Origin of the sequence: Leptolyngbya sp. FACHB-541, from assembly GCF_014695875.1 — a bacterium.
In the GTDB taxonomy this organism is placed as follows: Bacteria; Cyanobacteriota; Cyanobacteriia; order Elainellales; family Elainellaceae; genus JAAUTN01.
Map to the genome: position 1 here is coordinate 1 of NZ_JACJPC010000076.1, position 21,819 is coordinate 21,819.

At 47.1% G+C, this 21,819-nt stretch carries 15 protein-coding genes and 3 pseudogenes; 5 read left to right on the forward strand and 13 right to left on the reverse strand.

Features of this window, described 5'->3' with window-relative positions; all coding sequences use genetic code 11:
- Positions 1–8 precede the first annotated feature (8 nt).
- The gene (locus tag H6G00_RS36690) at positions 9–149 is read left to right on the forward strand and encodes a hypothetical protein (protein ID WP_347278191.1); all 141 of its coding nucleotides are present in this window, start codon (positions 9–11) and stop codon (positions 147–149) included.
- Here H6G00_RS36690 and H6G00_RS16910 read toward each other — a convergent pair.
- The 10 genes and pseudogenes from H6G00_RS16910 to rd all read right to left on the reverse strand — a co-directional run bounded on the left by H6G00_RS16910 (position 146) and on the right by rd (position 7,765).
- A complete protein-coding gene (locus H6G00_RS16910) occupies positions 146–304 on the reverse strand; it encodes a hypothetical protein (RefSeq protein ID WP_190797653.1) in 159 nt (52 codons plus the stop codon). The genes H6G00_RS36690 and H6G00_RS16910 overlap by 4 nt on opposite strands.
- A gap of 88 nt (positions 305–392) precedes the next feature.
- Positions 393–1,361 carry a zinc-dependent alcohol dehydrogenase family protein gene (locus H6G00_RS16915; protein ID WP_190797665.1) on the reverse strand — a complete coding sequence of 323 codons (969 nt, stop codon included), beginning with the start codon at positions 1,359–1,361 and terminating at the stop codon, positions 393–395.
- A 209-nt stretch (positions 1,362–1,570) separates the two neighbouring features.
- A complete protein-coding gene (locus H6G00_RS16920) occupies positions 1,571–2,536 on the reverse strand; it encodes an MBL fold metallo-hydrolase (protein WP_190797654.1) in 966 nt (321 codons plus the stop codon).
- A 38-nt stretch (positions 2,537–2,574) separates the two neighbouring features.
- Positions 2,575–3,408, reverse strand: coding sequence for an alpha/beta hydrolase (locus H6G00_RS16925; RefSeq protein ID WP_190797655.1), 834 nt, complete (start codon positions 3,406–3,408; stop codon positions 2,575–2,577).
- A gap of 59 nt (positions 3,409–3,467) precedes the next feature.
- Positions 3,468–3,933: pseudogene (locus tag H6G00_RS36695) on the reverse strand (SDR family oxidoreductase).
- 15 nt (positions 3,934–3,948) lie between these two features.
- Positions 3,949–4,407, reverse strand: a complete 459-nt coding sequence (locus tag H6G00_RS16935) for a VOC family protein (protein WP_190797656.1) — start codon at positions 4,405–4,407, stop codon at positions 3,949–3,951.
- Positions 4,408–4,467: 60 nt separating this feature from the next.
- Complete coding sequence (locus tag H6G00_RS16940) at positions 4,468–5,730, reverse strand: condensation domain-containing protein (protein ID WP_190797657.1); 1,263 nt, start codon at positions 5,728–5,730, stop codon at positions 4,468–4,470.
- Positions 5,731–5,796: 66 nt separating this feature from the next.
- Entirely contained in the window at positions 5,797–6,525 is a 729-nt protein-coding gene (locus H6G00_RS16945; protein WP_190506656.1) for an alpha/beta hydrolase, read from the reverse strand.
- A 47-nt stretch (positions 6,526–6,572) separates the two neighbouring features.
- Positions 6,573–7,301, reverse strand: coding sequence for an alpha/beta hydrolase (locus H6G00_RS16950; RefSeq protein WP_242042313.1), 729 nt, complete (start codon positions 7,299–7,301; stop codon positions 6,573–6,575).
- A gap of 290 nt (positions 7,302–7,591) precedes the next feature.
- Positions 7,592–7,765 carry a rubredoxin gene (gene rd, locus H6G00_RS16955; protein ID WP_190797659.1) on the reverse strand — a complete coding sequence of 58 codons (174 nt, stop codon included), beginning with the start codon at positions 7,763–7,765 and terminating at the stop codon, positions 7,592–7,594.
- 507 nt (positions 7,766–8,272) lie between these two features.
- Between rd and H6G00_RS16960 the strand changes: the two genes are divergently transcribed.
- A complete protein-coding gene (locus H6G00_RS16960) occupies positions 8,273–12,010 on the forward strand; it encodes an NB-ARC domain-containing protein (RefSeq protein ID WP_199318546.1) in 3,738 nt (1,245 codons plus the stop codon).
- An 82-nt stretch (positions 12,011–12,092) separates the two neighbouring features.
- Here H6G00_RS16960 and H6G00_RS16965 read toward each other — a convergent pair whose 3' ends face one another.
- The 3 genes from H6G00_RS16965 to H6G00_RS16975 form a co-directional block, all read right to left on the reverse strand.
- The gene (locus H6G00_RS16965) at positions 12,093–12,302 is read right to left on the reverse strand and encodes a hypothetical protein (protein WP_190797660.1); all 210 of its coding nucleotides are present in this window, start codon (positions 12,300–12,302) and stop codon (positions 12,093–12,095) included.
- 802 nt (positions 12,303–13,104) lie between these two features.
- Complete coding sequence (locus H6G00_RS16970) at positions 13,105–18,777, reverse strand: Calx-beta domain-containing protein (protein ID WP_190797661.1); 5,673 nt, start codon at positions 18,775–18,777, stop codon at positions 13,105–13,107.
- A gap of 620 nt (positions 18,778–19,397) precedes the next feature.
- Positions 19,398–20,090 (reverse strand): calcium-binding protein, encoded by a 693-nt coding sequence (locus H6G00_RS16975; RefSeq protein WP_347278190.1) that lies wholly within the window; start codon positions 20,088–20,090, stop codon positions 19,398–19,400.
- On the opposite strand from H6G00_RS16975, the pseudogene H6G00_RS34785 reads away from it, so the two are divergent.
- The 3 genes and pseudogenes from H6G00_RS34785 to H6G00_RS35480 form a co-directional block, all read left to right on the forward strand.
- Positions 20,065–20,196 (forward strand): annotated as a pseudogene (locus H6G00_RS34785) (IS6 family transposase); the annotation flags it as partial. The gene H6G00_RS16975 and the pseudogene H6G00_RS34785 sit on opposite strands and share 26 nt — an antisense overlap.
- Before the next feature lie 63 nt (positions 20,197–20,259).
- Positions 20,260–20,970 carry an IS6 family transposase gene (locus H6G00_RS16985; RefSeq protein ID WP_190797663.1) on the forward strand — a complete coding sequence of 237 codons (711 nt, stop codon included), beginning with the start codon at positions 20,260–20,262 and terminating at the stop codon, positions 20,968–20,970.
- A gap of 46 nt (positions 20,971–21,016) precedes the next feature.
- Positions 21,017–21,819 (forward strand): annotated as a pseudogene (locus tag H6G00_RS35480) (DDE-type integrase/transposase/recombinase); the annotation flags it as partial.

Sequence of the window (21,819 nt, forward strand, 5' to 3'; positions counted from 1 at the left end):
GGCTAAATGTGTTTACAACCATTCTTGACAAGACGTATCAAACGGGGCGAAAAGTGGCTGAAGACTTCAAAGCCAACATGACAATTGTCTTTGATGAATTCCTACCTCAATGGAATTACACGGCAAAGCCTGAATTACAGGTTATTTAATTCACGATCCTTAGATCAATCCCAGCATCGTTAAAGGCGCAATCAAGTTTGCCATAGGTGGCGCGCTGCTCCGCAGATACCGCAAGGGTCGCGGTTGCTCTGCCAATTCCCGATGCGCTTCCAGTCACTAACGCCACTTTACCTTGCAGCATCATTGTGCTTCTCCTATTTCAATCAATATTGACCTTCAGCACAGAATCAAACTCCGATCCGTTTAGCCATGACCAGTGCCGCAAAGCCGATCTAATTTTCCATAAATTGCAGCACGATTTTGCCTCGTGTTCCTCCTTGCTCTACGCGCTGATGTGCCAGAACGACCTGATCCCAAGAAAATACTGAATCAATCACTGGGCGAAGCTGATGACGCTCGATTAGTTTTGTCAAAGCCTCTAATTTTGCTCGGTACTGGGGTGAAAAAACAAAATGAATCGTCAGATTCTTACCCCATGCTTCAAGAAGCGATTGCGGTATTGCAATGTCTACAATGCTTGTAAGCCTACCAAAGGGACGAATGATTTCTAGACTACGCCCAATTGTTTCTCCACCGATCGTATCTAGAACTAAATCCACACCCAGTCCATTTGTTTCCTGACGAATGACTTCTACGTAATCTTCATTTTTGTAATCAATCACTCGATCTGCACCCAGTTCTGTCACAAAATCTCGGTTTCTAGAACTACACGTTGCAAAAACGTATGCCCCCATTGCTTTGGCGAGTTGAACGGCGATCGAACCCACTCCACCCGCAGCTGCATGGATGAGAACTGTTTCACCAACTTGTAGATTGCCCCTAGTCACTAGACAATCCCAAGCGGTTCCCCCTGCAAGCGGAAAAGCAGCTGCTTCAATGTGCGATAGATTTGCAGGCTTCAATGCAACAATCGCTGCATCAGCCACATGATACTGAGCGTAACTACCGAATTCTCCAAAAATTTGCGGCGAGTAGTACACGTTGTCTCCCACCTTGAAATCAGTCACAGCTTCGCCAATTGCCTCAATCACCCCTGAAACATCGACTCCAAGGATAGCGGGTAATCGAACCAGTTCCTTGTAATCACCACGACGAGTTTGGTAATCGACCGGGTTAATCGAGGTTGCACAAACTCTGACTAACACCTGATTCGCCTTCAGTGTTGGTATAGGAACAGTTTGAATTTCAAACTTCTCAGCATCACCAAACGCAGTTAATACGGCTGCTTTCATAGATTCCATCTGTGCCAACTCTCCTTGATTTAGAATTAACAGTGACAGGATTTCGATACCACTCAGCGGAGGTAACTCCCTAACTTCGCAATAGCCCGTTGCCGCTTGTGCAAAACCCACGGAACAATCTCTCTACTAACGCTTTAATATCTGCTTCACTACTGACCTCTAAATGGCGTATAAACATTCAGCGCCCATTTAACATTGCTATGAATCCTTTAGGGTTCACGCCAACGGTAATCCACTGGCACCCAGGCATAACCTTGATCTGCTGCCCGGAGGCGTCCAACGCCGGGAAAGGGCAAATGTGCGCCTGCTATCAAAATTCGGGATGCTTCTGCTCTCGCAAACTGTTTTTCGCGTTGTGCCGCAGCAGCATTGGCATCGACATCATAAGCAACTGTAATTTCTGGCTTGGGAAATTGCACCGAAGCAAAGTGAACAATATCGCCCCAAAACTCAATGCTCTCACCCTTGCTTGCCGCCACATAGCAGCTATGACCAGGAGTGTGTCCGGGTGTGGGATGCGCGGTGATTCCCGGTAGCAGGGCTGTCTTGCCAGAAAACGATTTTACCTTGCCTGCCTCTAAATAAGGTTTGACAGTTTTCGCGGCTTCGTCAAAGTACTTTTCAGCAACGTTGAATCGTGTGGCATTCACTCGATCAAACCAGAAATGGACATCTGGCTTGCCGACATAGAGCGTGGCGGCAGGAAACACCCGTTTCCCCTGTTCGACCAGCCCCCCACTATGATCGGTATGAATATGAGTCAGAAGAATTGCATCAATTTCGTTAGGTGTGTAGCCTGCTGCTTTTAACGATGTTTGAAGCTTGCCGCCCAGTTTTGAACCAAAAAAGCTTCCGGCTCCCGTGTCCACGAGTACTTGTTGATCTCCAGTGTCGATCAGGAAAGCATTAATCGATGTCTCGACAGGATTATTCAGAAAGTTTTTCTGAAGCAGGCGATCGGTTTCTGTTGGGTTCGTATTCGACAGCAGCGTATGTAAGTCCTGGGGGAGTGTGCCGTCGCTCAGGGCTGTAATTTTGAAATCACCTAACTTGAATGGATAGACACCTGGCACTTGAGCAATCGCACTTTTACCTGATGCTATCGTTGGAAAGCTACAAGAGGTCACAATCATTAGCACTGTGGTCGCAACCGCTATCATCAGTCTAGAAAACATATTAGAACCCTTTTAGCGATGAAGGACTCGATAGATAATTACCCCTGAAGAAAGTCCAATAACACGGGATTGACCTGATCAGCGTGAGTCCAGTTGATGGCATGAGGACCACCCGGAATGACAACAAGCTGACTGTTTTTAATCAGCTTCGGGAGTCTTGCTGCGGTGGACTCAAGCGGCAAAATGCGATCGGCATCGCCATGAATAATCAGAGTTGGCACATCAATGCGGGGCAGATCATTGCGGAAATCGGTGAGCCAGGATGGGACACAGTCCAAAGTCCCTTTCGCAGAAGCCCCTGCTGCTACGTTCCAACTTGCCTGAATTGCTTCGTTGCTAATGCGATCGCCCAGCAGCACATCTACATTGAAGAACGCTTTGAAAAATTCAGAAAAGTAAGCTGGACGATCTTCAACAATCGCTTTCATAATGCCATCAAACACACTTTGATCAACACCTTCAGGATTATCCTCGGTCTTCAGCAAGAAGGGGGGCACTGGAGCCATCAGCACGGCTTTTTGCACCCGCTCTGAGCCGTATTTGCTCAGATAGCGGGTAACTTCGCCTGTTCCCATTGAGAAGCCAACCAGCACAGCATCCTGCAAGTCAAGTTTAGTCATCAACACGTTCAAATCGGCTGCAAAGGTGTCGTAGTCATAGCCAAACGAGGGTTGGCTAGAAACACCAAATCCTCGGCGATCGTAGGTAATTACCCGATATCCGGCATTGAGCAGCATTAAGACCTGCTTTTCCCAGGAATGTCTGTTAAGGGGAAATCCATGAATTAGTACAATCGATTGTCCTGTTCCCAGATCTTCGTAGTAGAGATCGATGTTTGCAGAGTTTTCTTGACCAACAGTAACGTAAGGCATTGCAATCTCCTATCAATGTTGAATTTGAATGGTTAGCTGGCTATGGACATAGCACCCATTTAAATTTGTGCCATGCCACCATCGACGAATAGCTCAATGCCGTTGACAAAGCTGCTGTCATCGGAAGCCAGAAAGACAACGGCTTTGGCGATCCCGATAGGCGTGCCGGCTCTTCCCAGCAGGATATGGTTCGCTTGGCTCTCCACAAATTCTTTCAACTGCTCTTTACTGAGTCCCCAGAGAAGATCGCAAGTGGGAGTCGGAGTCAAACCAGGGCTGACCGCATTCACTCGAAGCTGGCGATCTTTGAGGTCGAGTGTCCAGGTGCGGGCAAACGTGAGACATCGCCCTGAATGCCAGTCACGTTCTTACCAATTTCGTTTACAGCAGCATCGAGTTCTGGCTGACGACGACCCGTGATAAAGACATAAGCACCTTCAGCGACGAATCGCTTAGCAGTGGCAAGCCCATGCCGCTGGTGCCGCCCATGACGAGTGCAACTTTTTCTGAGAGTTTGTGTGACATCGTGTTCTCCTGAATTCACAATGGGGTGACAAACTCGATCAGATTGCCGTTATTGTCTTGAATCATACAGAGCCGAATACCCGGATCAGGATAGCTTCCGAGTTCGAGAAATGTTTTCACACCACGTCGATTTAATTCAGCAAGAACTGCATCGACATCTCGAACTCGAAAACAAAAATGTCCGATGCCTGTTGTCCTTAATCCCTCACCAAGATTAGTCGCGATCGGCATTCCTGATTGTGACTGAGTAGAGCCAATAATTTCGATACGAAAGCCATATACACTGAGATAAGCCAATTTCAGATCTGGGAAAACGCCTACTGTCCATTCATATTCGATCGTCGCATCTAGCTTTTCTTGATACCACTGAAGCGTTTCCTCATAGTTTGGTACATTCAAGCAAACATGATCGATTTGCATCGAACTCAGAGGATTTGAGCCTAGGGTTGAAGATGTTTGAGTTGAAATTGTCATTTGAATCTCCTGTAATTGTGAATGTTCTAGATAACTCAGAGTCTTACCCTGTGATATGCGTCAGGCAGCTTCAGAGGCAACTTCCTGTACTACTGCACACTCTAAATGCTTCACTCCTGACAATAGAAAAGCAGTTGCAGCTCGATCGCTCTCAGCCCGATCCACATCCATCAGGGGTGTAGATGAAATCGTGAGGGCGAGGCGATCGCCCAAGGTCGCAACTTCAACGTTCCGCCCTGCCACACCTGAAGCGACAACAGGTGCATGGAGTGCTTTAATCCGAATATTGCCGTATTGTTGCGCCATATCGATGCGACCGAGATTTGTGACGTTCAGTTGACAGAAATATTGCGATTTCGCTGCTTCAACAAGGGCGGTGGCATCGGTGAGATTTGCCATTGTGGGTTGTCGAAGTTGGCGCTCCTCGACTATCTGCTGGGCAATGTCAATTTGTGAGAGTTGAGATTTGACCGATCGTGCCACGTCCCAAAACGCGGAATCCGCCTGAAGGGAATGAGTCGTCGTACAATTGCAAATATAAAGCCCAACTCCCTCTGGCATCGGCAAAGATAGCTGCGATCGCACGTTGACTGGGTGTAAACATCGCAACACATCGCTGGGTTTAACGTCTTGCTGAGTGAGCGCAAGCAAGAATGCTGCGCTGATTGCACCGTGTACGGTTGTGTGTTCAGATCGACTGCGTTGGATCAGTTGCTGGGTGAATTCGGGAGAGAGGAGAACGGTGTGAATGTGAGGTCGGGAACGACGAGACAGGGCTGGTGGATAGTCCGTGGGCTTAGCGGTCGCTTCTGGAGACGGTGCAATGCCAGGAAGTGCTGATTCGAGCGATAATGCCGCAGAAAGCTCCGATCGCTCAAATATTTTGCCTCCTAACCCTTGGAGAATATCTCGCATCAGATAAACGCCAGATAGCCCATCTGCGATCGCATGATGGCAAATAATCATCAGTTCGGATTCAGCCTCCGATTGCAGCAGTATAACTCGCAGTAAAGGTGCAACCTGCCAATTCAATGAGCGAGCCAGTTCGACTTCGAGTTCTGTTTGCCAGTGCCGCTCGTTCGTTCTCGCGACCAGCCGCAGCGGAATCTCGGCGTCGGTTTCGACAAATTTAGGCTGTCCGATCGCGTCAGTGGCGATGCGGACTCGGAGCAGAGGATGGTGTTGCTGAACTTGCCTAAGCACCGTCGAAAGTTGCTCGGAACTAAACTGCCCCTGAAGTTTCGCAACGGTGGCAAAATCTAGCGGATAACACTGGTTGTAGAGCCAACATAAATGTTCAAATGCGCCTAAATACCGTTCCATGAGGGACTCCTATTGCTATCCTCGGTTTGTTGGATCGAGAGAGAAGAGTGATAAGTAATGATGTTGCTAGTCACGTCCTGCCACAATAATCTTTTCTGCTAAACCGATCGGGTTAGAAAACATGACCTCGTGACTACCGGGCATTTGTACAAGCCGAAATAGCCCCAAGCGGTTAGACATTCTTGGATGCCAACCCCACTGTTCGCCTTGAGGGAGGACATTATCTTCTGTACAGTAGAGGTAACTTTTAGGAATGGGCAGCGAGTAAAACTGCTTCAAGTCCAACTTGTCAATCCACGGTTGATACGGTTCAGGTGATAATCGTGCGTAACTGGATCGAGCTAGTTCGAGGTCAGCATCATTGAGAAGCACTTCTCGCCAAAGCTCAAACGGCATCATCAGCGTATGATCGTCCGATTCTCTAGCTAGGGAGTCAAATAACGCTTGATAGTGCGGCGGAAGGCTATCTCTGAGGCTCTCTTCATCGTTGAGGACAAAGGCATCTAAGAAGATGAGTCGTCGAATGCGATCTGGAATCGCTTCAGCAACTTTCGCAATGATTGTTCCGGCAAAACTATGACCTAAGAGAACAATATCGGTTAAGTCTTTGCCAACAATGTAATCGACGATCGATTGTGTACATTGAGCATGGTTAACATTCTTATTCACGCTTTTACCATGTCCGGCAATCGTGGGAGCAAACGCGTGATGTCCTTTCGCTTCTAGCTGTTTGATCACTTCGTTCCAAGCAGAACCCTCGTGCCATGCGCCGTGAACCAAGACAAAAGTTGACATAGGATTGCTCCTTAAAGAGATTCAGCGTTCTAATGTTTACGCCTCGTCTATGGCGCGGTTGCAGCACGATCGATGAGATCGGCAACGGCATCTGAATGGGAAACCATCACGACATGGGACGCGCCATTCACAACAACGGTCTCCTTTGAGTTAGCGCGGTTCGCCATGAAAGACAGTGCCGCTGGAGGAATGTTCAAGTCGCGATCGCCATAAATAAACCAGGACGGGGTAGATTTCCATGCGGGCGCACCGGAGGCTTCGTTCAGCGCGGCTTCCGTAATCGGGCGCTGAGTGCTAGCCATCAGTTGCGCGTCGTTAGCGGGCACATCCGCAGCAAACTGGGCGTGGAACTTGTCCTGCTGAATGTAGAGGTCTTTACCACCATCGGGCAGTTCAACGGGTGGCGCGAGTGTTGGTCCGAGTGTGCTGCCCGGATAACGTCCTGAGAGTTCAATGGCAGTTTCGCCCAACTCAGGAGCGAAGCCAGCAACGTAGACCAGTGCTTTCACGTTCCTGTTACCATTGACAGCATTGGTAATTACTGCGCCTCCGTAAGAATGCCCAACCAGTACGATGGGTCCGTTGATGTCTTTAAGGGCGCTGGCAATATAATCTGCGTCGCTCTTAACGCCGCGCAGAGGATTAGCCACAGCAACCGTCGGATAACCTTTCGTGATTAGCTTCGTCAATACACCGTTCCAACTAGAAGACTCGGCGAATGCACCATGAACGAACACGATTGTGGGCTTGTTGACTTGTGCATTTGCAGTACTCATGATGGCTCCTAGAGAAGTGAGGGTAAGAGTTCCTAAAAAGAGAGTGATAATCAGAAGCAGGCGGATGCTGTTCCTGAAGTTGAGCATGTTCATAGTGTGATTTCCATTTGAATTTGGGTAGTGCTTTCCTTATGTTTCAACGAGCATTGACTGAAAATGTAAAATGCTTAAATCACTACATGAGAGGGCTTTGACTAGAGTGCTTCCTGGTTGTTGACTCCAGATAATCAGTGTCATCAGCAATCTATACTTCACGGTTTAGAACGCATTACCTTTTGGGATACAACTAGCTAAACTCCCCCTGGTAGTACTGGTTGAAATTTTGCCTTCTTCGCGCCACAGACTGGACATACCCAATCTTCCGGCAGATCTTCAAAAGCTGTTCCCGGAGCAATTCCAGCCTTCGGGTCACCCTCCGCCGGCTCATAAATGTGACCACAGACCTTACAGCTATATCGTTCCATCAATACCTCCTGTGTAGTATTAGAAAAGCTTGGAAGATCTGTCAGTTGTCAACTACGTCACTACACCAACTTGATAGCGAATCCGTTGCAGCAGAAACTTAGCCTGTCGACTGTCTTTCGACCTGAGCTCAAGCCGAAGGTTCGGGGTCGTGAGACTGGATTACTGCTAGAAACCGGGGAATTGTGAAAGTTATTAAGCGGTTAGTGATTAGGAGATAGTGGTTGCTAATTCCTTTGCCTTACGCCTTTGAACCTGATGTCTCTACTGTAGGAGAGGTTTTTTGGTTTGTCGTTACAGGAGAATTAAGGACTTTGGTTCCTTAGAATTGAGTTATTACTAAGTCTAAATACTCGGTTCCACCTTAACTTTTGATCTGATTTTGCTGAGCCTGGAGAAGCTGTAGCCTTTACTAGAAGTCGATTGTGGACAATGTCATGCAGTGATCTAAAAGTTAAGGTCAGTCGCGGTAAAATCGGGCGATACTAACTGATTAAGCTTGAGCAGTAATGGACGTTGAGCAGATACTACGGATTGCCAATTCAGCCATGTTTGCTCACAATGGCAGACGACTCAGCGAAGTAGAAGCCTCAATCCTGCTCGGTTCGATACAGCGACAGTCCTACGAGCAGATGGCCGAAACCTCTGGGTATGCTGTCAGCTATCTCAAGCATGATGTAGGTCCCAAGTTATGGAAACTGTTAGGACAGGCCCTTGGAGAAACCGTCAGCAAGACCAATTTTCAAGCAGCTTTAGCAGCTTATTGGCACAGGTCATTGTTTGTCGCCACACAAACCCAAACATTGGCAGTGGATGGGTCAACCGATGCGATAGCGGATGCACTAGATGAGGTATCAGTGAGTCCCACCAACCTCCCCTCTGGTTTATCTGCGCCGGCATCGGTTGCCCCTCACGCAGACTGGGGAGAAGCGATGGATGTCACCCAGTTCTATGGGCGAACTGGGGAACTGCAAACCCTGGAGCAATGGATTGTGACGGAGCGTTGTCGAGTCGTGGCACTGCTGGGAATTGGTGGCATTGGCAAAAGTGCCTTGGCCGCCAAACTGGGGCAGCAGATTCAAACTCAGTTTGAGGTGGTGGTGTGGCGATCGCTGCAAAATGCCCCGCCATTTGAAGAGTGGTTAGAGATGGTGCTGCCTATTCTACTGCGGGCGCAGGGAGAGGACATCGCTGTACCGAGCAGCCTGGATGGGAAACTATTGAAGCTAATACAGGGGTTGCGTCAAAAGCGCTGCTTACTGGTTCTGGACAATGTTGAGACGATTTTGAGTGCCGGACAAACCGGACAGTATCGAGCGGGCTACGAGGGATATGGTCAACTGTTCAAAGAGATTGGGGCGGTGTCCCATCAGAGTTGTTTGCTGCTCACCAGCCGCGAAAAGCCCAGAGAGGTTGTGCCACTGGAAGGTCAGGAACAATCAGTACGAACGCTGCTACTGCAGGGACTGCAACCCGAAGCCGGACGAGAACTCTTTCGCTCCAAAGGAATCTTTGCAGGTACAGCATCGGAATGGGAGAGATTAGTGACGCACTATCGCGGCAACCCCCTGGCGCTGAAGCTGGTAGCAGCCGCGACTCAAGAACTGTTTAATGGCAGAATTGTCGAGGTATTGAACTATGTGCAGCAGGGCTTAATTGTCTTTGATGACATTCGAGACTTGCTCCAGCGACAGTTTGACCGCCTGTCTGAGATTGAGCTGGAAATGATCGTTTGGTTAGCCATTAACCGAGAACCGATCTTGCTGGTTGAGTTGAGTCGGGATATTGTCACCACGGTTTCCAGGCGCAGGCTGCCGCATGCAATTCAGTCCTTATTGCGGCGATCGCTGATTGAGAAGGAGGGAGAGCGGTTCTTTCTCCAGCCAGTGGTACTGGAGTATGTGACTGACCAGTTCGTGCAGTATGTCTCTAGGGAAATTGCGACCCAAACACCAGAGCGACTCAAAACTCATGCCTTGATCAAAGCCCAGACAAAAGACTATGTCCGAGAGATGCAAAAGCGTTTGATCGTTGAGCCGATCTCTGAACAATTGCTGATTCAGTTTGGCAATTCACAAGCCCTGGAACACCACTTGAAAACCATGCTGGAGCAGCAACAGCAGCAAGCGCCACTTCAGCCAAACTATATTGCGGGTAACCTGCTCAACCTGCTGGTGCATCTGCAAAGCGATTTGCGCGGCTGCGACTTTTCGGAGCTAAGCGTATGGCAAGCCGACTTGCGGCAGGCCAACCTGTCAGGGGTCAATTTTCGCAACGCTGATTTGGCAACATCTGTGTTTGCCGAGACCTTAAGTAGCGTTGTGTCAGTCAGCTTTAATCCAGATGGCAGCTTGCTGGCAACAGGCGATGTGGATGGTAAGATTTGCCTCTGGCGAGTGGTCGATGGTCAACAAGTTGTGACATTGAAGGGACATACCGGTTGGATCTGGGCAGTCACCTTCAGTCCCGACGGCAAAACGCTAGCCAGTTGCAGTGATGACCCATTAATTCGGTTGTGGGATGTGCAGAACCTCGATTTTGAGCAGTCCAACACTGCAAACCTGGCTGAAGTGAGTGATTCCAGCCATCTCTCAGTCACCTGTCTCAACATACTGCGGGGTCATTCCGGTCGGGTTTGGACGATCGCATTCAGCCCCGATGGTCAAATGCTGGCGAGTGGCAGTGAAGATCAAACAATTCGGCTCTGGAATGCCCGCGACGGCACCTGCCTAACGGTTTTGCAGGGTCATACCGGTGGGGTCACTTCAGTCAACTTTAGTCCCAATGGACAGATTCTGGCCAGTGCCAGCGACAACTCCTCAATCCGATTGTGGAGTGTTGCTCACTGCACCACCCTCAAAACATTGTCAGGACATACCCGTTGGGTTTGGGCAGTTGCCTTCAGCCCGGACGGTCAAACCCTCGCCAGCGGTAGTGATGATCGCACGATTCGACTATGGGACGTGCAGACCGGCATTTGCCGCAAGACACTGCAAGGGCATACTAGTTGGGTCACCTCACTCAGCTTCAGTCCCAATGGTCAAACCCTTGCCAGTGGTAGTGACGACGCTTCAGTACGGTTGTGGAGCGTGCAGGACGGAACGTGCTTTAAACGATTGCCAGGTCACAGCAGTTGTGTTTGGTCTGTCGCGTTCAGTCCCGATGGTCAAATCTTAGCGAGCAATAGCGAGAATGCCTCATTTCGACTGTGGGATGTCCAAAATGGCACCTGCCTCAAGACGTTTCAGGGGCAAACCAGTGGGGTCACTTCAGTCAGCTTTAGTCCGGATGGCTCCACTTTAGCCAGTGGTAGTTATGATGCCCTCGTGCGGCTCTGGGATTGGCAGCAAGAAACTTGCAAGGCTTTGCCAGGACATACCAATTGGAGCTGGGCAGTGGCATTTCACCCCAATAGTCAAATGGTTGCAAGTGGCAGCATTGATCAAACCGTGCGGCTATGGGATGTGCGAGATGGCTCCTGCCTCAGAACCCTACACGGACATATGGGTTGGGTTTGCTCAGTCAGTTTCAGCCCCAATGGACAAATGTTAGCGAGTGGCAGCCATGACAATTCAGTGCGGTTATGGGATGTGCGAGATGGCTCCTGCCTCAGAACCCTACACGGACATACGGGTTGGGTTTGGGCAGTCGCCTTCAGCCTAGATGGTCACATCCTTGCGAGTGGCAGCAACGATCAAACCGTGCGGCTATGGGATGTGCGAGATGGCTCCTGCCTCAGAACCCTACACGGACATACGGGTTGGGTTATATGTGTTGCCTTCAGCCCAGATGGTCAGACTCTAGCAACTGGCAGCTCAGACTTATCAGTTCGACTTTGGAATGTGCAAGACGGAGCGTGCTTGGCAACGTTACACGACCATACTAGTGAAGTTGGCTCAGTGGCCTTCAGCCCTAATGGTCGTCTCCTAGCCAGTGGCAGTGAAGACCAAACTATCCGGCTGTGGAATGTCCAAGGTGGCACCTGTCAGAAAGTCCTGCAAGGGCACACCAGTCGGGTCAGAGTTCAGTTTAGTCCGGTGGACGTTAGCCTGCCATCCGGTACAGGTCCGATTTTGGTCAGTGGGAGTCAGGATGAAACCATTAAGCTGTGGAATCCTACAACAGGTGAGTGCCTCAAAACCCTGAGAGCCGATCGCCTGTACGAAGGTATGAACATCCGGGGCGCTCAAGGATTAACAGCCGCGCAGCAAGCTACGCTGAAAGCATTAGGGGCAGTCGAAATCTAAAAAGCAGATATGGACTGTGGAGTGTCTCACAAAATTCTTGGGAAGCAACACACTTGATTTACTAGCTTGAGTGTACTGAGTTCTAATTCATGGTTTCTTTCAGATTCTCTGCTACGACCCTTCCAGTAATAAGCTGCCGACTGTGGCACACCCCCTCCTGCCAGCAACCGTCGCCCCCAATCGCTTCATCATGGGCTTTACGAGCCTCAGCAGCGGTCAACAAACTGCACGCCCAGCACGTTTCATTAAGCGATCGCCCCATACCTTGTGCTCCTGAAAGCACCCCTATCATGCCTGAACCGCTTGTACATCTAGAAATCAGCGAAAATAATCTTAGAATAATCAGATAGAGATAAGTGACCAATATCTGGGATAAGACAAGCCTAAGACAATATGCAAGTATCTGAGATGAAAGTTTAAGGGGCAAGTAGAAATTGTGGTTTTAAGCATAAGTTGACAGCTTCGGGCAGGTTATGGTTTAAATCGCTACCATTTCCAGCAGACTTGGGTTAGTTTCGCCAATTAGCCAATCAAGGCTCGTGGGCTATAGGGATGTGATTAAAGGAGACAAACATACAGATACTTCTCACCACGAAGGTCTCAGCCTTTAGCTACCAAATATTGAGAAATTTCGGTCAAATCATGCTTTAATTCCCCTTCTAAGACAGACACTGCTATCTAGAAGAGTGAACCTTAAACGTAAGAATCAGGGTTTCAATTGCTCTTGCGGTCGAGTTATAGTTTAAAGAACGGTCAAATTATGCTTAAAACTACAGAAATGCTTATTCAGAATCAGCCGAGATGAAGCATTTTCGTTCTCCTCCTCTCACGCTTTAATCAGCTTAGTTTTAGCAAGCGACGAATAAATGGTCGATAAGGGCTTTTTCTGTGTCAACATGAACGGATTTTCAAGGGGTTCAGCCCTTGCTTGATGCAGTACTTATGTAGACAAGTCAAATTACTCAACACTAGAAGGGTTTCAGGACAAGCTTTTCAGCCTTAACAACCATTTTGTTTCCTTTGCTAGAATTAGCCAAGTTCTTCCACCATACCTCCTCAAAGGCGATAAGGCGGTCCTGCGCCGCGCACCCGATCTAATTGCTAACTAGAAAATCTGACTTTGTTAGCACCAATCCGTTTATCAAGTCTGCAAATTGTCCCCCTGCACCAAAGCCTTTAACAGCACCGTTCTGGTTGTAATACAAAGCTCCCGTTTTCTGAATATAGGTAATCAATGCTCTACTAGTTTGCGCTTGAGCAGCAGTCTTGACCGAAGCAAAGTTTAATTGCCTCAGATCCTTAAACGTAGTTTTATCCAATACAATTTTGTCTACACCACGTACAAAATCTGTAATTCGATCGATACCAATCAAATTTTTGTTGAATGTAGCATCTATATCAAAACGGAATTGATCTCGACCTGTGCTACCTGTTAGAACGTCATCGTCCATACCACCAACTATGACATCAGCTCCTGCACCTCCCGTAATTCTGTCTTTGCCTCGCTTACCTGAAAGGAAATCATTTCCAATGTCACCAACAAGGAAATCATTTCTGTTAGTTCCTATGAGAGTCAAGTTATTTGAAGTAGTGTCGTCGTTGGTGATAGTAGCAGTTCCTTGACCATCTAAAATGGTTGCTCTACTTGCACTACTGAGATTAACTGTAAAGGCTTCGTCAGCTTCAACTACCCTATCTCCAGTAATTTGGGTATTGATGGTTTTACTGGTTTCTCCTGAAGCAAAGGAGAGAGTTCCGCTTGCGGCTATGTAGTCACTACCTGCGATCGCGCTGCCGTTAGCAGTTGCATAGTTAACGGTTACAGTTTGATTGCTAGCTCGCAATAGGTTAACCACGAAAACAGCATTTGTTGTGCCATTATTACCCTCAGCAATAGTGACATCGGTAATTGAGAGTGAAGGTGGGGGAGAGACAGTTCCTTGGAGTAGGTTCAGAATTGTTGTACTAGAGAGAGTTTTTTCTGAACCGGATTCAGTGGTTTTGATTGTTTCAATGAAGCCTGTTCCCGCTCCTGCTCCTGCCGCGAAGAAGTCTAGGATAGATAGATCGTTGGCAGCGTTTGCAACGCCATCTTTGTTGATATCAATTAATAATGTTGTGCCCTCTCTTCGTAAACCTGCGTTGCCTACAGATGGAGCGGCAATCGAGAGTGTAATGTTGTTTAACTTGAGGGTATCTGTTCCTCCTGCATCTTGAATTTTGCTACCTGCTGTGGCTTGAGCATCCAACTCATAGTTGTCATTACCTAAGCCAGCTTTGAGCGTATCTGCACCTCCTCCACCTGTGAGATTGTCTTCTAAATTTCCACCAAAAAGCTCATCGCCATAGCGAGTTCCAGTAATGTCGAACCGTTCGATATTAGTGAAGCGAACACGGCTTGGTCCCCAAGTATAAATTTCTCCACTTCCAGTAGAAGGATCAAGAGCAGGGTAACGAACACCCAAATTCACGTATGTTGATAGTACATAGCCTTGTACAGCACTTGAACTTCCATAATCCCAAGTACCGCCACCAGTACTGTACTGATTAGCAGTATCAATTAGTATTGGAGGCTCGGTACCGTCCAAGTTTCCAATAAAGAGTGAGTAGATAGCTTCACTGCCACCATTAGTAGTTCCAGTTTGTTTGGCAAAAGCTACCCTATTGCCATCACCTGAAAGAGAAGGATTTCCCCATGCTTCCTGGCTACTAGGGACAAGCCAGAGTCTAGAACCATCCGTATTGGCTGCATAAATACCAGTTTGTTGATATCCAGCACCATTTCCTCCCGTCCAAATAACTCTGCTGCCATCCCCTGATATGGATGAAAATCGGTTGTAGCCATAGTAATTTCTTGATAATTCTCGAATGCCAGAACCATTTGTATTGGCAACAAAAACACCTGTAGGTCCTGTATCACGCTGCCAAACTACTTTTGAGCCATCAGCGGAAATGGCTGGATCGCGATCGCGGTCGCCATATCCGAAGTAGTGAGGATTTTGTATTGTATTCGTAATTTGGATAACGTCAGTCCCATCCGAGTTAGAAACAAAAATCTCAGGATCGGTAATATTCGTACCATCTTGCTGATATTGAACCTGTCGAACCCAGGTTATCTTATTTCCGTCAGATGAGATAGAAACTTCAAAATCTTGAGCATCATCAGTAGTAACTTGGCTAATTCCAGTTCCGTCTGTATTCGCAATCCAAATTTCTGTATCGTAGTAATTACTATCGGTACTAATATCTATCCAGACTATCTTACTTCCATCACCGGATAGAGAAGCAGATGAGGGACCATGTGTGGCGATTTTGATAGGTGGATTTGAGGTATGAATCTTCTGAGTCCAAAGTCCTTCACCATCAATCCATGCTACTGTGGTACCGTCAGACGAGAATGTGACGTCGTAGTAGGAAAAGCCATTAGTATTAATTTTGATTGGTTCTCCTATTCCATAGGCATTCGCAACATAAACATCCCACTTGAAGTTTGTTATGTCAGCATCTCTCCATGCGATCGCCTGAGTTGGCAAAAGTGAATAATCAATCACTAATAAATCTGTTCCATCGCCACCATCAACGACATCATCTCCCCATCCTGGTTTGAGAGTGTCATCCCCAACAGAGCCATTAATGACATCATTACCATCACCGCCATCTAGATCATCGCTCTGAGAACTCCCTACGAGAGTATCGGCATGACGAGAACCTTCAAACTGCTCGATGGACTGGAAAACATCCCTCGCTGCATCTCCAGTTGCCTCACCTGTTGTTAAATTAAGCGAAATACCCGTCGTTGCAGTGCTGTAACTAGCAGTATCTGACCCTTCTCCGCCATTGAGAAGATCTGCACCTGCTCCACCAACTAACCAGTCATCCCCACCCTCACCGGATAATGTATCGTTACCCTCATCTCCGTATAGCCGATCCCACTCGTTGCCGCCGATTAGCGTATCATTGCCATCTTCGCCTTTCAGCAGATCCTCGCCATCGCTGCCTGTCAAGCGATCGTTGCCATCGCCTCCTACTAGCTCAGCATTAGCTAAAACACCAGCTTGTAGCGTGATGATGTTGTTTCCTTGCCCAGCGTTGGCAACAATTTTTCTGACACCGTTATAAGATTGTGTAATCTCAAAAGCGTTGACAGAGACAGCCTCGTTACCTGCGGCTCCAGAAGAATGCCGGATAACAAAAACCTCATCACCATCGCTGGTATTTCCGTTTTGGCGATTGCCAGCATTTGGACCCATATTCAACCGCAGAACTGCATTGTCTAAAGCAGTTGCTAGACTAGGCTGGGGTTGAGATGAACCATCATCACCATATTTCAATAACGTAACTCTAGGACTATCGAAGCGTTTGGTATAACCGAAGCGACTGAATCCAACTTTGAGGTAAGCACTTAACCCCGCTGTGATCTCTCCGGAGGCGCGAAACATAGTTAGCGGATCGTCGAGAAGCTGTTCAATTTCATTAAATCTAACTTTTCTTGTTCCATCAGGTTCTGCTTCAGGATCTTTAAGATCAAAGCGAATATTTCCAGCAATCCCTCCACCAACTCCTGCCTTCGCAACGGCTGCGTTTAGCGCTGCGTAAGCTTCTAATGCAACCTTTAGCGTAATTTCTGGAACATTCGCACCCTGTCCATTTGATTGTCCTGTACCACTCACATAGAATCCATTAAAGATATCCGATGCATTGCCAGATGCCTTAAATTGCTTTAGCCCTTCCGTGTCATAGCCAAAAAACAGATCGACTCCCGCTCCAAAAGAGCCTTTAATCTCAGCTCCAAGCGGACCGATAATCGGGAAAAATTGACTATACTCTGCCTGAAACTCAAGCTTCGGCATGTCATAGGCAAAGAGTGAGGCATTCTTACCCAGCAGTAGGTTAAATACCTGGTTACGATCGCTCAAAATGGGAAATTGTAGCCCACCTCCAGGAGTATTGTTTAACTTCGCAATAAAGTTTGCTTCAGAAGTTCCAGCAAGCTGCTGATCAACAGTAGGAGCAGCAATGATGTTTCCTGGAGTAATCGTGCTCAGATTAAAATTAGGTGTGCGAATATTCGCATTTCCTAAATCAAAGCTTCCCATATTCACGAGAAGATTGCTGCTAGGAATAGCGTCGATAATTTGAATAAGTTGATAAGTTGACTCAATGAAGTTGCGATCTGACTGGTCGATGTAACCCTTTGCTTGAGCAATATCAAGCAAATTAAACTTTGCAACCTTCAGATCAATAGGTGTAGCTAGCAGGTTAATAATTGGCTTAACTGGTTCTATGATTGTTTGAACTTTTTCCAAGACTGGGCGCGTAAATTCATTGAAGAAGCTACCCAAGTCCAGCTTGGTATTGTCAAATCCAATTCTAGAAATTGTTCCAAGAGTTTGAGCTTGATTGGGGTCAGCATTTGCACGGCTAAAGCTCCAATCCAGGTTGAAGTCAGAGTGAATTGATGGCAAAACAGCAGAGCCATTGAAGCTGGTCACAAACTTAAGATTGATATCTGCATTTCCAGTCAAATTGGCATCAATTAACTCAGTGAAATTAACTAAAGGTAATTCTGAAAGAAATAGTCGATCGCTTGTATCCCTGAAGTCAACTCCAAAAGAACCGTTGAATCGAGTGTTTTGGTCTGTAATGTTAAGCTGAAGGAATCCTAAATTTCCAGTTGCGCTTAGGTTGGGTAAAGCAGCATTCAATTCAACTTTTAAGTTGTCATTTGAAGTGTTGAAGTAAAAACCATTGACTTTGTTGACACCAAAAGTCAAATCGAAATCATATCCAATTCCCGCCTCTGCGCTGCCATTCACAGTTAATCCAAGTGAAGGTACACCAATATCAGTGTCTAGCGAGGTATTAAAGGTAGAGGAAGCAATGTCCTTCCTCAGTTTAAGCTTAAATGTTACATCATCCGTGCTTCCACCAATCAAAACATCTTGAGCATTAATAACGTTGTCTGAATTGAGATCTTGAAGCAAATTCAATCCGTTTGAGCCTAGTGCTTCCGCTAGAGCTTGCTGCACCAATTCTGGAGTTTTATTTTGGGCTACATCCAGCTTTTCATGAAGTTTGTTGAGAACTTGAGTCTCCAACCCTTTGAGAAACTGTACTGCCTCACTGTAGGAGTTCTTTAATGTGTTTCCTAGTAGCGGTAGTTCGGTTCCAAATACTTGATCTTCAACAGCATCTTGTAAAACATCGAGAAGCTGATCTAAACCGTCAATCACCTCTCCTAAATTATTGCCACTGTAGGGCGCAGACTGCTCAACTTGAAGGGTTTGCCCATTCAATGTGATAAGCGCTGTATCATCTTCACCCTTGAGTTGTTGAAGATGGCGATCGCTCAACTTCTGCCCTTGTACCAAAGTTGCAAAGATTTCACCTTCATCCCCTAGAGAGTCAGCCTTATTCAATTTTGAGTCGATGTAGTGACCAATTTCCTCTAGCAAGACGCTAGCAATTGCATTAGAACTATCAAAACTTGTATTTAGAAAGTCTTCTGATAAATAAATTATGTTTGTTGCAGATGCAAAAGCCCCCTTAGCTCCACTTAAAGTACGGCTATCTTTAATCTTAATGGAGGGAAATTGGTCAAACTCCCTCAACTCCCAGGATTGACGGAAGAATTCAGCCTGATGTCGATCAAAGTCATTACCAAAAGCTTGGCTTAAGATATCAAAAAATTTAGGGCTTTGGGCTACGAGGTTCAACCAATCTTGAGTGATCAAAATTGCTTCTTCTAGTGATTGGCATGAAACCATAAATTATTTGCTCCAACGAGGTACGAATTGTGAGAGATGCTCTACGGAAAGGTGTATTTCAGAATTTATGGAAGTATTGGAAAGTGATAAGGGAGGTCAAATAGAGATTCATTTAGAAGGACGAGCCTCCAGAAACTCGAGCAATTGCTGAATGCTCACAGAACCTATTTCAGTTTGCAGAAGACTTGCTAAAATTGCACTCTTTACCATTTCCCCAACTGGGGTGGAACTAACTGCCCGAATATTGGCTTCAGTTTTGTATGAATTTTTAAGCTGAGCCAAGAAGTTCATCTTGCTCTTCTACTTTTTCATTGCATGGCTCCAAATCACGAAAGCAATTGTAGGTTTAAAGTTTGAGAGTCTTTCATCCGAGCACTTCAGGGGAATTACTTACCTACTGTTTTAATTGTTACTATGCAATTTGACAAGCCTCGTGCACCAAACGTTAGAAACTTTAAAGAAGTTTCTTCAATCAGTGGTCGTGGTCAGTTTCTTGTCAGACCCAGAAGCGGTACTGTTCAGGAAATGTTCTTCAAGACTTAGCTAAGTTTCTCTTCATAGAAACTTTTACATTGGGCACCCAAAATTCGAGCCACTGCTGTGTTCATTTCAATACTCTGTCAGGCAACCACAGTAATATCTGATCTTGACAATGATAACCCATTTCTCAAATCCGCAAATTGACCACCAAACCCAAAACCCGACGCTGCTCTGTTCTCGTTGTAAAAGATCGTGCCAGTAGACCGGATATAGGTTATTAGCGCACGGCTCTGCTGTGCCTGCTGCAATGTTCTAACAGTAGCAAAACCAGTAAGTGTAAGCCCGTCTGCTGACAAGTTTTTGAAGGTTGTTCGATCCAGTACTATTTTGTCTTGACCCTGAGTAAAATCTGTAATGACATCTGATCCTATAGTGTTTTGAGCGTAGCGAGAATTGATGTCAAAGGTGAAGCGATCTCGCCCTAAACCTCCTATCAGACGGTCATTTCCTGCACCACCAAGGAGGATATCGTTTCCTGTATCTCCAATCAATGTGTCATGTCCGCCTCGTCCCTCAATACGGTTATTTCTAGCATTGCCTACTAACCGGTTGTCTCTAGCATCTCCAAAAATATTAATTGGACTATCGTTAGGTGCTGAGAGAATTTGTATCTCCTGACGGAAGTAATTATTTTCTCCTTCAACGGTTCGACCTTGAAAATCATACACTTGGGCATAAAGTGTATATTTTCCGGTTCTGTTGCAAAAAATGATAAAGTTTGAGCCTATTGAGAGAAATTGACGTTCCGTGGTTGATCCTAAAGCTCCGTTCAAATGGCGACATTTCCAGTCCGATATCATCCTGCTGAATGTGCGCTGGTATTGTCGCTATTCCTTAAGCTACCGGGATTTAGAGGAGATGATGGCAGAGCGCGGGGTTCCGTCGCAAAAACAGGAACTGAACGTATCATTGGAGGGCTGAATTTTCTTTGGCTTGAACCCGATGGCATCTCTCAATCTGTTTAAGTGGCGGCACTTCCTCCCCGAAATCATCCTACTGGGCGTGCGCTGGTACTGCCGCTACGCGGTATCCTACCGAGATTTGGAGGAGATGATGGCAGACCGAGGGGTTCGAGTAGACCACTCCACGATCAACCGCTGGGTGCTGAAATATGCGCCAGAATTGGATAAACGAATTCGCCCTCATTTGAAACCGACGAACGATTCGTGGAGAGTTGACGAGACGTATATCGAAATCAAAGGGGAGTGGAAGTACCTCTATCGGGCTGTGGACTGCGAGAGTAACACGCTGGACTTCCTGCTGAGTGCAAAACGCGATGGGAAAGCAGCGGCACGCTTTTTCCGTAAGGTGCTGAAAGCGAAGCACACTCAGACTCCACGAGTAATCACCGTCGATAAAAATGCCGCTTATCCCGTGGCTATGGATGAACTGAAGGAAGACCAAACGTTGAAAGCCGAGACCGAATTACAGAAAATCAAATATTTGAACAACATCATTGAGCAGGACCATCGAAACATCAAGCGAATCACAAAGCCCATGATGGGATTTCAATCGTTCAATACAGCAAGGAGAACTCTGCGAGGGATTGAGGCGATGAATATGATCCGAAAAGGACAGGTGAAAGGGATAAACCAAGGGGATAGTGTCTCTCAAGCTAAGTTTATCGAAGAGATCTTTGGAATCGCAGGATAAGGGAGTGATAAGGATAAGGATTGCTCGTCCTTACGCGGAATTTGCAACAGAACCTAGCGAAGGACAAATTGGTGCGATCTTGCGGCGTGAGGGACTGTACTCGTCGCATCTAACCACTTGGCGGCGGCAACGACAAGCTGGACAACTGGCGGCATTGACCGCCAACAAGCGAGGACGCAAACCCACTCCTGAAAATCCTCTGAGTGCCCAGGTAGAGCAGTTGCGACGGGAGAATGAACGCTTGAGCCAACGACTGCAACAAGCCGAGTTGATCATCGACATCCAAAAAAAAGCTTCAGCGATCTTAAACATCACATTGGAGACAAACAACAACGACAACAGCGATTGATGCATGCGGTCGAACAGCTTGCGCCGACGATGGGTGTTGCTCCGGTGTGTGCGGGACTCGGAATGAGCCGTGCCAGCTATTATCGCAAGCAGCAACCCAAGCGCGACCCCAAGCCCAAGCCCAAACCGAACCCCAAACCTGCTCGTGCCTTAAGCGACGGGGAACGACAAAAGGTGTTAGACGTGCTGCATAGTGACCGCTTTGTGGACCAATCGCCGCAGGAGGTGTACGCAACTCTGCTGGATGAAGGCACCTTTCTTTGTTCAATCCGCACCATGTACCGCATTCTGGCAGACCATAGCGAGGTGAGGGAACGACGTAATCAACTGCGCCACCCCAATTACCAGAAGCCCGAACTGTTAGCAACTGGGGCAAACCAGTTGTGGTCATGGGACATCACTAAATTACATGGACCTGCCAAATGGACGTACTTCTATCTCTATGTCATCCTTGATGTCTTCAGTCGTTATGTGGTGGGATGGATGGTGGCGCATCGGGAA

Coding starts and splice junctions, on each gene's coding strand:
- H6G00_RS16970 (WP_190797661.1), bottom strand. CDS start 18,777: ATGGTTTCATGCCAATCACTAGAAGAAGCAATTTTGATCACTCAAGAT.
- H6G00_RS16915 (WP_190797665.1), bottom strand. CDS start 1,361: ATGGAATCTATGAAAGCAGCCGTATTAACTGCGTTTGGTGATGCTGAG.
- H6G00_RS16985 (WP_190797663.1), top strand. CDS start 20,260: ATGGCATCTCTCAATCTGTTTAAGTGGCGGCACTTCCTCCCCGAAATC.
- H6G00_RS16960 (WP_199318546.1), top strand. CDS start 8,273: ATGGACGTTGAGCAGATACTACGGATTGCCAATTCAGCCATGTTTGCT.
- H6G00_RS16935 (WP_190797656.1), bottom strand. CDS start 4,407: ATGACAATTTCAACTCAAACATCTTCAACCCTAGGCTCAAATCCTCTG.
- H6G00_RS16940 (WP_190797657.1), bottom strand. CDS start 5,730: ATGGAACGGTATTTAGGCGCATTTGAACATTTATGTTGGCTCTACAAC.
- H6G00_RS16965 (WP_190797660.1), bottom strand. CDS start 12,302: ATGATAGGGGTGCTTTCAGGAGCACAAGGTATGGGGCGATCGCTTAAT.
- H6G00_RS16950 (WP_242042313.1), bottom strand. CDS start 7,301: ATGAGTACTGCAAATGCACAAGTCAACAAGCCCACAATCGTGTTCGTT.
- H6G00_RS16925 (WP_190797655.1), bottom strand. CDS start 3,408: ATGCCTTACGTTACTGTTGGTCAAGAAAACTCTGCAAACATCGATCTC.
- H6G00_RS16945 (WP_190506656.1), bottom strand. CDS start 6,525: ATGTCAACTTTTGTCTTGGTTCACGGCGCATGGCACGAGGGTTCTGCT.
- H6G00_RS16920 (WP_190797654.1), bottom strand. CDS start 2,536: ATGTTTTCTAGACTGATGATAGCGGTTGCGACCACAGTGCTAATGATT.
- rd (WP_190797659.1), bottom strand. CDS start 7,765: ATGGAACGATATAGCTGTAAGGTCTGTGGTCACATTTATGAGCCGGCG.
- H6G00_RS16910 (WP_190797653.1), bottom strand. CDS start 304: ATGATGCTGCAAGGTAAAGTGGCGTTAGTGACTGGAAGCGCATCGGGA.